Genomic DNA, 11,238 nt, shown 5'->3' with positions numbered 1-11,238 from the left:
CTGGAGGCGAAGTAGATAAATTTGGAGCTTATTTCCAAGTAATTTCATGCAAATAGTATTGTGCGGTTCGCAACAAAAGAGTATTTTTGCTCCAACCTATCCACAATACCCATGAGAAAAACCTTGTTAACCACATTACTATTATCCCTGTTACTGTCCCTTTCATACAAGGTGGCAGGAAATACCCAGTATGCTTTCCAACAGATAAGTACACAGAACGGTCTGTCTTCTTCGGTTCGCTGTCTGGTAGTGAGCCATGAGAAAGGGTATGTCTGGATTGGAACAAGAGCCGGTATTGGACGTTTTGATGGCTATGAACTCAGGAAATACCTCCACGATAATATCACTCACATCATTGAAGACAAAGAAAATACCATTTGGGCCATTACTCCCAAAGGGCTTTTCTACTACAATTATCAGGAAGATGAATTCCGGCAGGCACGCGATGAAGATAATAATCCGGTAATAGCGACCTCTATTTGTCCTTGGGAAGATGGTGTATTATTCGGTGGAAACGGCAAATTATATAAGTATGACTATGCCAATCACCAAATCAGATTCCTGTGTGCCCTTACCAATAATAAGTATAACATTACCAGCCTCCAGAAATGGGACGATCAGACCCTGATGTGCACCAACCGATGGAGTCGTGCACTACTCATTGATTTTCCAACGGGACGAACCCATCCCGTACCTTTCGAAAGTAACGAACTGATAGCTACTCTCATCGACAAAGATGGAAATATATGGGTAGCTCCCTACCATCAGGGTGTGAAATGCTACGACCGGAACGGCAAGCTTCTTCACTCTTATGATACCACAAACTCCCAATTGCAGACGAATGTTGTACTTTCTTTAGCCGAACGTGACGGGCAGATATGGATAGGTACAGATGGTTCCGGCATTTATATCCTGAATCCAGAAGATAATACCATGTCGGTTCTTGTACGGGTTCCTGGAGATCCGTATTCGCTACCTGCCAATTCGATTCTTTATTTATACACCGACTCCAATAATAATATGTGGGCAGGTAGTGTGCGTGCCGGTTTGATACACATCAAAGAAGCGGGAATGAAAATTTATTCGGACGCATTACCCGGATTTGAATACGGGCTCAGTGAGAAGTCAACACTCAGCATCTATCAGGATGAAAAAGAAGATATATGGATTGGAACAGACGGCGGTGGAATCAACCGCTTTAATCCTGGCACAAAAAAATTCCACCATGTACTCTCCACTTGGGGAGATAAAGTATCTTCCATCACAGGTATAGACCAAAGGCATCTTCTGGTTTCTTTATTCAGTAAAGGGTTATTCTTTTTCGATAAACAAACCGAAAGTTACCAACCACTTATTATCATCAACGATAGCATAGACGCCCTTTTATGCAAACGGGGAAAAACAGTTAATATATTCCGGAACACACCGGAAACCATATTGTTACTATCAGAAATACCTTATAGCTATCATTTAGCCCGGAAAGATTTCACACCTGTTTCCCTCGACAAACCTGGTCAGGACATCGTCGGCAGTCTCCTGCCTATATGTCAGAATGGTTTCGTTTCCTATCTACATGATTTCAAACGGATTTACCAGATAGATTCCAGAAAGAATCAGTTAGAAACATTATACAGCTGCAAAGGTGATACCATATTCAATTCTATATCTACCGATGAAAACGGGCTTTTCTGGATTGGAAGTAATTACGGGCTCAGTTACTATTCCATGGAAAAAAAACAATGCATCAATATTCCCAATAGTCTGATTTATGAAATTAATTCGCTAATTTGCGATCAGCGAGGACGCGTCTGGATAGGAGCGGACAGCAAACTATTCGCCCACCTGATTCAAAGGGGAGAATTTATTCTTTACGGAGAATCAGACGGAATCATCTTGAACGAATATCTGGAAAAACCCCGTATACTCTCAACACAGGGTGACATTTATATGGGAGGTGTCAACGGTATGCTTTGCATCAATAAACAACTCCCTGACGAACCTACCGCTCCTCCCATTCTTGAACTGGCGGATGTATCGGTAGGCGGAGAACGTATGAATACCCAAATGAGCACCGGACGGAGATTAAAAGTGGAAGAGCAGAGCAAGCCCATCACCATTAAAATCATTGCCCACGATAAAGATATCTTCCGCAAACCAATGTATCGTTATACCCTACGCGGCATGGAGGGACAAGTTATTTACTCATACCAGCCGGAACTGACATTAAGCGGACTATCTGCACGAACCTACCAAGTAATGGCTTCCTGTAGTACCCGTACAGGAGGATGGAGTGAAGATTATCAGATTCTGGAACTCGTAGTATTACCGCCGTGGTATAAATCCATCTGGTTTATCAGTGTATGTTTCATATTGATAGTTTCAGGCATCATACTGGCATTCTTCTCCCTGTTGCGTCGCAAAGAAAACAAGCTGAAATGGGCTATGAAGGAACACGAACAACAGGTATATGAAGAGAAAGTACGTTTCCTTATCAATATCAACCATGAACTGCGCACTCCACTCACCCTGATACATGCCCCGTTAAAGCAATTACTGAAATCACTATCTCCGGAAGACGACAAATATCCGGTTATCCAAAGTATCAGCAAACAGTCCGGGCGCATGAAGAACCTCCTGAATATGGTGCTGGACGTACGCAAAATGGAGGTAGGACAAAGTACCCTGCACGCAGAAACTGTGGAATTAGCCCCATGGATAGAACAGCTTGTAGCAGATTTCAGACCGGAAGCCCAGTTAAAAGGCATCTCCATCCTATATAGTCCCGAACCGGCAGTAGACACTCTTTGCTTTGATAAAGAGAAATGCACTACCATATTAATAAATCTGCTGATCAATGCACTGAAGTACAGCCCTGAGAACAGTCTGATTCAAGTAGCCACCAGCCTGTCAGATGACAAGAGCCGTGTACGCATCTCTGTCTCCGACGAAGGTCCCGGATTAAAAGATGTGGATATAAACAACTTGTTTATCCGCTTCTATCAAGGCAACAACAGCCGCCCCGGAACAGGTATCGGCCTCTCCTACTCTAAGATTCTTGCCGAGCAGCATGGCGGAAGCATAGGTGCCTATGACCATGGGAATATGTCCGGTTCCACCTTCTGGTTCGAACTGCCACGGGATATACAACCGGGCAAGATGACTCTGCAACCACAGGCATATCTGAATGAGCTGCTGGCTCCCACCCAGGAAGTTGAAAGCATTCCTGACGACATGCAAAAGAAGGAAGACACCCAAAGCTGCACATTGCTTATTGTGGACGACAACAAGGATCTGACGGACTATCTGTCTTCTGCCCTTAAAGGTAAATTCAAAGAAATCCGGGTGGCTTATGATGGTGAAGAAGCCTTGCGTATCTGTCATGAGTCTTCGCCTGATATTATAGTCAGTGACATTCAGATGCCCCGCATGAATGGGTATGAGTTATGTAAACATATCAAAGAAGACCTTGCAATCAGCCATATCCCCGTTATCCTGCTTACGGCACGCAATGATGAGGAAAGCCAGCTTTTTGGCTATAAGAATGGTGCGGACGCTTATCTGACCAAGCCCTTTGAGGTGGATATCCTCTATACCGTGATTCAAAGCCAATTGGAGAATCGCGAACGGATACGGCTGCGTTATACGGAAGCCGGACCGCTGCCCCAGCCTCAGGAAAGTACGTTCAGTTCGGCAGACGAAAAGTTCCTGAACCGGTTGAACAAACTGATTTCCGAGAATCTGGATAATCCACAGTTGGGAGTATCGTTCCTTTGTACGGAACTGGGCATCAGTCGCGCAGGACTTTACAATAAGCTGAAGGCATTGGCAGGAATGGGTTCCAACGATTATATCACGAAGCTGCGAATAGAACGGGCTACCTGGTTGCTTAACCACACTTCACTTAGCATCAACGAAATAGCCGACCAGACAGGCTTCTCTACAGCACGCTATTTCAGCACGGTATTCAAGCAATACATGGGCTGCTCCCCAACGCAATATAAGGAAGAACGCTCCTGAAGAATCGGTTCCCAAGGTGAAACCGTCTGTTTCGCCACAGGGAACCGTTTGTTTCATGCCTTGAAACAGTTTGTTTCTCGGTGTGAAACACTTTGTTTCAAGCAATGAAACAAGTTGTTTCAAGGCATGAAACAAACAGGATTAACTATACCTGCTTAAAGAAGATACATGAAAGGAAGAAAGCGGCTTGAATATGTCATAATACAATGAGCTTTTAAAAGGTACGAAAGTTCCGAATACGATGAAAAGTCATATAATTAGCATCATGTGTCCTGATATACGCTTACAAGCAGCTTATAAGATTCTTTCTGACAACCCCGGCATGCGTATTTCCGATTTGGCTTATACTGTAGGATATAATGATCCTAAATATTTTAGCAGTTGTTTCAAAAAGAAATTCAAAGTATTGCCCAGAGATATATCACAGGAATAATATTATTCAGGCAACGTAACAGAAAACATCTCACTATCTCTGTGCTCCCGCCTTATAATCTCTTTCATCTGCTTCACAATATCGGGATGAGCAGCTGCAATATCATGATCTTCATGCACATCATTTGCGAGATCATACAGATAAGGTGTCCCTTTCTTAACCAACAATTTCCAGTCTCCCACACGGACACCAATCTGGTCTGTTTCATGGAACTCCCAATAAAGGAAATCATGCTTTTGCTGCTTGCTGTCATCCCCAAACAAGGTAGGAGCAAAGGAAATACCGTCAAAGCAATCATCCTTTATCTTCTTATTTATGTATTTCTTCGGGAACGCTTTATCCTCCATCAACTCACAGAATGTAGGCATCACATCGTAGAAAGCCAATTGGTGATCATTCACCGTACCGGCTGATATACGCCCGGGCCAACGCACGATAAAGGGGATTCGTATACCGCCCTCATGGCATTGCCGTTTCAGACCGCGCAACTTACCATCCCGTCCGAAAAATTCGGGATCCGCTCCACCCTCTTCGTGAGGGCCGTTATCACTGCTAAAGATAACAATCGTGTTATCATCGAGCCCTTTCTCTTTCAGTTTCTTCAAGACTTCGCCTACATAACAGTCGAGGCGGGTAATCATACCGGCAAACTCGGCATGGGTATGCTCCGCGGCATTGTAGCGCCCACCTTTATACCCTCCCCAGGTTTTATCTCTGAAGAATTGCTTTTTATAGCCTTTCAGAATGGAGTCGTTGGGCTGCGCCAGTTCGGCATGCGGAAGCGTATAAGTGAAGAAGCCGTAAAAAGGTTGTTTACCATCCTGCTTATCAATCCATTCCATAGCTTTCTGATGAATAAGGTCGGCAGAATATTGCGAACGCTTTTTGTAATCATCACCAAACATAGGATAATTGATATTGTCCTCCATAACAACACGTACGACTCCGGAATCTCCTTCCTCCTTGCTGTATCTGTTCAGGAAATTGGGATAGTACAAATGTGCCTGGAACTGACAAATATAACCATAGAATTCATCTATCCCCCGTTTATCCGGTGTGGAACAGGAGCCCTCGTAGCCGCCTGCCCATTTACCGAATACACCTGTAGTATAGCCGTTCTTCTTCATGATTTCGGGCAGGATAATGTGGCCTTCATCATACGGTTCCTGCCCTACGACAGAGAAATCTTCATTGATGCCGTATGTCACAGTAGGAACATTCTTCCAATATTCTTTATTTCCACGCACATGGGTATGCCCGGTATGCTGCCCGGTCATCAAAGAAGCACGGGAAGGTGCACTAACCGGACTACCGGCATAAGCTTGGGTAAACAACATACCTTCCTGCGCCATACGGTCTATGTTAGGCGTCTGAATATATTTCTGTCCGTAACACCCTAAATCTCCATATCCCATGTCATCGCACAAGATAAAGATTATATTAGGTTTGGAATCTTTGTTTGCCGCATTGCCACATAAAGAAACAGTTGCCAACAGGCCTGTCCCTAAGGTTATTCCTAGATATTTCATATTGAATATGTTTTTAATTAATTCAAATTTTGCTTATAACTCGTCACTTACTCTTCTCTCCGAAATCCTCTTGTTGCTTCTCGACTTCTTTCAGCTTTTGCGCATTCCGCTCTTTCTGCAACCGTTCCTGCTCCAACTCAGCGGCCGATTTTGCAACTGTTCCTCCCAATCCGGCAACAGGAAGCTTTGAAATAAGTGCCGCTTCTTTCCCTGAATATAGCAACGAATGATCTGTCGGCACACTTTCCAATTCCAGTACAGCACCTGTGGGCATCTGCGAACCTTCAAACAACACACTGGCTGTCACTTTTATCTTGCCCGGTTTCAAAGTCGATTGTATCAGTACCGGAGCGGTGCCCCACTTTACAGGCGCGGGGTTTGCCAATATGGAAGCATCTCCTAAAAGCCGCCCTTCACCTTCCACATGGAACTTCACATAATAATTATTCAGGCGCTTGATATTTCCATTCTTATCAGCAACAGCCGCCACCACTGTTACAAAGTCGGAACCATCGGCTTTCAGGTCAACCCCTTCATTATCTATCCAGAGCAATAGCTTCTCCGGACGGCGTGCCGGATGCACCTCATGAGTGGCAACTACTTTACCATCTATCAACCCTTCGGCCAGCAAAAGCACATCCTCTTGCTTTTTCTTCCGGGACATGGCTTTGTCCATCTGGAAGTCGTAAACATCCGGGAAAGTGATAACAGGTGAAGGCATACCGGCTTCTGTCAGCGGCTTGTTGTAAGTAGATACTTTCCCGTCTTTCATGAAAGTTAGCCGTACTTCCTCGCAATTCGAATAAACAGTGACATCCTTACTTGAGAATGGAGTCATTTCATGGGCTATATAAACCATCGGGCCAGTCTCGAAAAGGCGTTCCTGTTTCTCGGGCGAACGCTGTGCCTTGAACATATAGTACGAATACTTGGGCTGACGGAATACATCCATCAATCCACCATAAAACGGATCGGGATGGTAACCACGCTGATGGTCGAACGAGTGCCAGAGACATCCGCCCACGTGTTGCCGGGGAGTACGATAAAGGGCGTCATAGCAAGTATAGGTATATGTGGGATTGGCATAATGCCGGGCCTGGATGAGCATAGGTTGCTCTCCCCAGTTGCGTGCCACACGACTGGGTGAGTTATGCGAACTCCAATCATCCACATTGTCGCCCCACTCGCGGGTAAAATAGGTGATTTTAGGATCGGCATTCGGATCGCCCCATGCTTTCCCATCAAAAGACGGATGAGTGAAAAGTACCGGGAAATATTCTTTGCCACGCGCTCCGCTGTCGCAACCAGAATAACAATAAGGGTAAGGATATTCCTGATCGACCAGTTCACGGGTCTTCTTGGCAAAATCATCCGGATACCAGGTTTCATTCAGGATAGGCTCCCACAACCAGACACAGGCATGGTTACGGTCACGGCGTACCAAGTTACGTATATCACTATATACACGCTGCGCAAATTCAGGAGCATCATTCCAGAACTGCCAGCCCGGAGTGTTGACAATTACAAACAGACCGAGTTCATCGCATGCATCCATGAACGCCGGGTCTTGCGGACAATGGGCATTACGGATCACCTTTAGTCCGGCATCACGCAGTTTCTTTGCATCACGCCAGTGAATACTGTTGGGGACTGCATTACCTACTATGGCAAAGTCCTGGTGGCGATTGGCACCGATCAACGGTTCTTCATAGGGTTTGCCATTCAGCCAGAAACCATCCTTACCCTTAAATTCCACACTGCGGATGCCAATACGACGACGGTAACCATCCACCACTTTTCCTTCGTGGTCGCGAATACGTACAATCAGATTATATAAGGTAGGAGTCTCCGGACTCCACAACAATGGATTCTTTACCGTGATTTTATCTTTTGAAGTAACAGCCTTACCCGGACGTACCTGTATTTTATCATTCAGGAACGCCACCTGTGTACCATCCGGTTGCTGCAATTCATATTCCACAACTCCTGTAAAAGTTTTACGACTATCATTACGTACATGAGCTTTCAATAGTACTTCAGCCGAAGCATCCGATACCTTATCATAAGCCACAAACAGGCCGCCGCCTGCGACCTCGTCCTCAAAGTTAGGGTCGGTGACAAAAACAGGATTATGAGCTATCAGCCAGCAATCACGGTAGATACCACCGAAGTAGGTAAAATCAAGAACATCCTGTGCCTTTCCGGGAGGATAAGACGGATCATCACTATTGTCCGCCCATACGGCAATCACATTATCCTCTCCCCATTTCAGGGCATCGGTCACATCTACTACCACCGGCAAGTAGCCACCAAAATGTTCTTTCATCAACCGGCCGTTCACAAACACCTTGCTCTTCCCCATGATGGCCTCGAAATGCAGGAACAACTTCTTTCCTTTCAATGCATCTGCGGGAGTGAAGTGCTTACGATACCAAACTTCACCTTGGTAATTGATACAACCACTGGCTTCCGTAGGCAGGTATTCAATCCCATTAGGCAGGGAGACTACAGCCCATTCCGTATCATCAAAACTTATAGCTTCAGCACCAGCAACGCTTCCTTTATAAAAACGCCAGGCCGGATTCATGGAAAACACTTCACGTCCGGAATTGGGTAATTCGAAGAAACCGGCAGTGGAAAACTCTGGTTGGTGAGACGCCTGCAATGCACAGCAGGGAACTGACAATAAAACAATTAGAATTAAATGAATGATTTTGCTCATGAAGATAGTATTATTTTAGGTGTACATAATTTGATGCAATAACAACTGTTTACAACATCCGATACAAAAATAGGGCAAAAGCAGAAGATAAGTATCCCAATAATCACTATTTTTTAATCCAATTTTGTCTAATTGTCCATTCATTACTAAATAACCAGCCACGACACCTGAGACTTATCCTATTCAATTACAGGAAAAGCAGAAATACGCAAACGGGCTGCTCCCATCGGTACAAGTGTAATGCCTTCCAATATTTCATTTTAGGTGCATCTTCTTCCGGCAATACTCCACACAATCCATATTTATCAATTTCCCCAAAGGGCACTCTACGCCCTATGCCTTTATCTTAAGAGGTACGCTTTGAGTTGTAAATGACCACGTCTGCTCCATACCCGGAACGTATCTGCACCATACTTGCTCCGTACATTCTCCACTCAGAGGTACCTCTACACGGAGAAAGTACGGAGTTGGTACGGAGCAAGTATGTCCCAAGTTTGGTCCGGATACAAAACTGAGACTATAAAACTACGTTAATCCCCCACCAAGAAGGGCTTTCATCACCCTGTTCATTATCAATGAAATAAACAATGAACAGGGTGTTGAAAACTTCTCTAAAAGTTTTTAGTTAAAACTCGTGGGGAATTGTGGGGAAATGTGTACTTTTACCGTCGCTTATTATAATAAGGTAGCATGATACGTTTTTTGGGCAATATAGAAGCGAAGACCGACGCTAAGGGACGTGTATTTATCCCCGCCGGTTTTCGGAGGCAACTGCAATCTGCTTCCGAAGAGAAACTCGTGCTGCGCAAAGACGTGTTCCAGGACTGCCTGGTACTCTATCCAGAAAGCGTTTGGTTCAAGACGCAAAACCAACTAAGGAAACGCCTGAACAAATGGAACGCAAAACACCAAGAAATCTTCCGGCAATTTGTGAGCGATGCGGAAATCATGGTTCCCGATGGGAATGGACGCATCCTACTACCCAAACGCTACCTGCAAATGGCCGGCATACAGAGCGATGTACGTTTCATCGGTGTGGACAATACGATAGAAATCTGGGCGAAAGAGAAAACAGAACAACCCTTTATGAACCCGGAAGAGTTTAGCGAAGCTTTGCAGGAAATTCTGGGAGACGAAGAGAATTGGGAAGAAGAGGAAAACGAGTGATTAACGATTAGTGATTAGTGATGAATGGGAAATGAAGAGTTGACATATCATGTACCGGTGTTGTTGATGCCGAGTGTAGACGGAATGAATATCCGGCCGGATGGAACGTATGTAGACGTCACCTTCGGTGGCGGAGGGCATTCACGGGAAATTCTGTCACGTCTGGGAGATGGCGGGCAGTTGCTTGGATTCGACCAGGATGAAGATGCCGAACAAAACATTGTGGACAATCCCCACTTCACTTTTGTACGCAGTAACTTCCGATATCTGCACAACTTCCTGCGTTATCATGACATTGAGGAAGTAGATTCAATACTTGCCGATTTGGGTGTGTCCTCCCATCACTTCGATGATAGCGAAAGGGGATTCTCGTTCCGCTTTGACGGTGCATTGGACATGCGCATGAACAAGCGCGCAGGAGATACAGCTGCCGATATCATCAATACATATAATGAGGAACGGTTGGCTGACCTCTTTTACCTATACGGTGAATTAAAGAACAGTCGCAAACTGGCATCTGTAATTGTGAAAGCACGTGCCGGACAGAAGATTACAACCATCGGTGAATTTCTGGAAGTCATCAAACCGCTTTTTGGCCGCGAACGGGAAAAGAAAGAGTTAGCCAAAGTATTCCAAGCATTACGCATCGAAGTCAATCAGGAAATGGAAGCTCTGAAAGAGATGCTATATGCAGCAACCGAGGCTTTGAAACCGGGCGGACGATTGGTAGTAATTACCTACCATTCTCTGGAAGACCGGATGGTAAAGAATATTATGAGAACCGGAAATGTGGAAGGTAAAATGGAAAAGGATTTCTTCGGAAATGTACAGACTCCATTCCGGTTGGTTAACAATAAAGTAATTGTACCGGACGATGCGGAAATAGAACGGAATCCGAGATCGAGAAGTGCAAAACTGAGAATAGCAGAGAAAAAGTGATGGTAAGATAATGAAGGATATGGAAGAAAAACAGGTAAACGAAAAAACAGAGAAAGCGAAGAAAGCCAAAAATCGTACATCTCTGAAGAACATTATCGGCGGTGACATTCTGGCTACGGATTTTTTTCGCCGTCAGACGAAGTTGCTCGTAATGATAATGCTGCTGATTATATTCTATATACACAATCGTTATGCTTGCCAGCAGCAAATGATAGAGATTGATAAATTGAAAAAAGAACTGATTGACATCAAATACGATGCTCTTACCCGTAGTTCGGAATTAATGGAGCGGAGCCGGCAGTCACGTATCGAAGAGTATATTGCAAGTAAAGAGAGTGACTTGCAGACATCCACTCATCCGCCGTATTTGATTAAATAGTTATAGAATCATTAAATTGTAGACAGATTTGGCAGTAAATAAGAAAAATATC

7 protein-coding genes and 1 pseudogene are annotated in these 11,238 nt (G+C 44.7%); 5 read left to right on the top strand and 3 right to left on the bottom strand.

The features are described 5' to 3' along the window. The first annotated feature begins 111 nt into the window (after positions 1-111). Both DW036_RS01040 and DW036_RS01030 read left to right on the top strand, forming a co-directional pair. Complete coding sequence (locus tag DW036_RS01040; protein ID WP_187374537.1) at positions 112-4,017, top strand: response regulator; 3,906 nt, start codon at positions 112-114, stop codon at positions 4,015-4,017. A 241-nt stretch (positions 4,018-4,258) separates the two neighbouring features. After that, positions 4,259-4,450 carry a helix-turn-helix domain-containing protein gene (locus DW036_RS01030; protein WP_118460612.1) on the top strand — a complete coding sequence of 64 codons (192 nt, stop codon included), beginning with the start codon at positions 4,259-4,261 and terminating at the stop codon, positions 4,448-4,450. A 2-nt stretch (positions 4,451-4,452) separates the two neighbouring features. Here the strand turns inward: DW036_RS01030 and DW036_RS01025 are convergent, their stop codons facing one another. The 3 genes and pseudogenes from DW036_RS01025 to DW036_RS25865 all read right to left on the bottom strand — a co-directional run. Beyond that, complete coding sequence (locus DW036_RS01025) at positions 4,453-5,979, bottom strand: arylsulfatase (RefSeq protein ID WP_118460610.1); 1,527 nt, start codon at positions 5,977-5,979, stop codon at positions 4,453-4,455. 43 nt (positions 5,980-6,022) lie between these two features. After that, positions 6,023-8,701: a glycoside hydrolase family 2 TIM barrel-domain containing protein gene (locus tag DW036_RS01020; protein ID WP_118460608.1), complete on the bottom strand. Its 2,679-nt coding sequence runs from the start codon at positions 8,699-8,701 to the stop codon at positions 6,023-6,025. Positions 8,702-8,880: 179 nt separating this feature from the next. After that, a pseudogene (locus DW036_RS25865) lies at positions 8,881-9,073 on the bottom strand (hypothetical protein); the annotation flags it as partial. Between the two features lie 318 nt (positions 9,074-9,391). Here DW036_RS25865 and mraZ point away from each other — a divergent pair. From mraZ to DW036_RS01005, 3 genes are read left to right on the top strand one after another with little or no spacing between them, the layout of a single operon-like run. Then, the gene (mraZ, locus tag DW036_RS01015; RefSeq protein ID WP_118460607.1) at positions 9,392-9,868 is read left to right on the top strand and encodes a division/cell wall cluster transcriptional repressor MraZ; all 477 of its coding nucleotides are present in this window, start codon (positions 9,392-9,394) and stop codon (positions 9,866-9,868) included. 24 nt (positions 9,869-9,892) lie between these two features. After that, a complete protein-coding gene (gene rsmH / locus DW036_RS01010) occupies positions 9,893-10,807 on the top strand; it encodes a 16S rRNA (cytosine(1402)-N(4))-methyltransferase RsmH (RefSeq protein ID WP_118460605.1) in 915 nt (304 codons plus the stop codon). Between the two features lie 19 nt (positions 10,808-10,826). After that, a complete protein-coding gene (locus DW036_RS01005; RefSeq protein ID WP_021968182.1) occupies positions 10,827-11,186 on the top strand; it encodes an FtsL-like putative cell division protein in 360 nt (119 codons plus the stop codon). Positions 11,187-11,238 lie beyond the last annotated feature (52 nt).

It is taken from the genome of Bacteroides sp. AF39-11AC, from assembly GCF_003474285.1.
Classification (GTDB): Bacteria; Bacteroidota; Bacteroidia; order Bacteroidales; family Bacteroidaceae; genus Bacteroides.
Note: the sequence above shows the minus strand (reverse complement) of the source record. Positions and strands in the feature narration are given on the sequence as shown.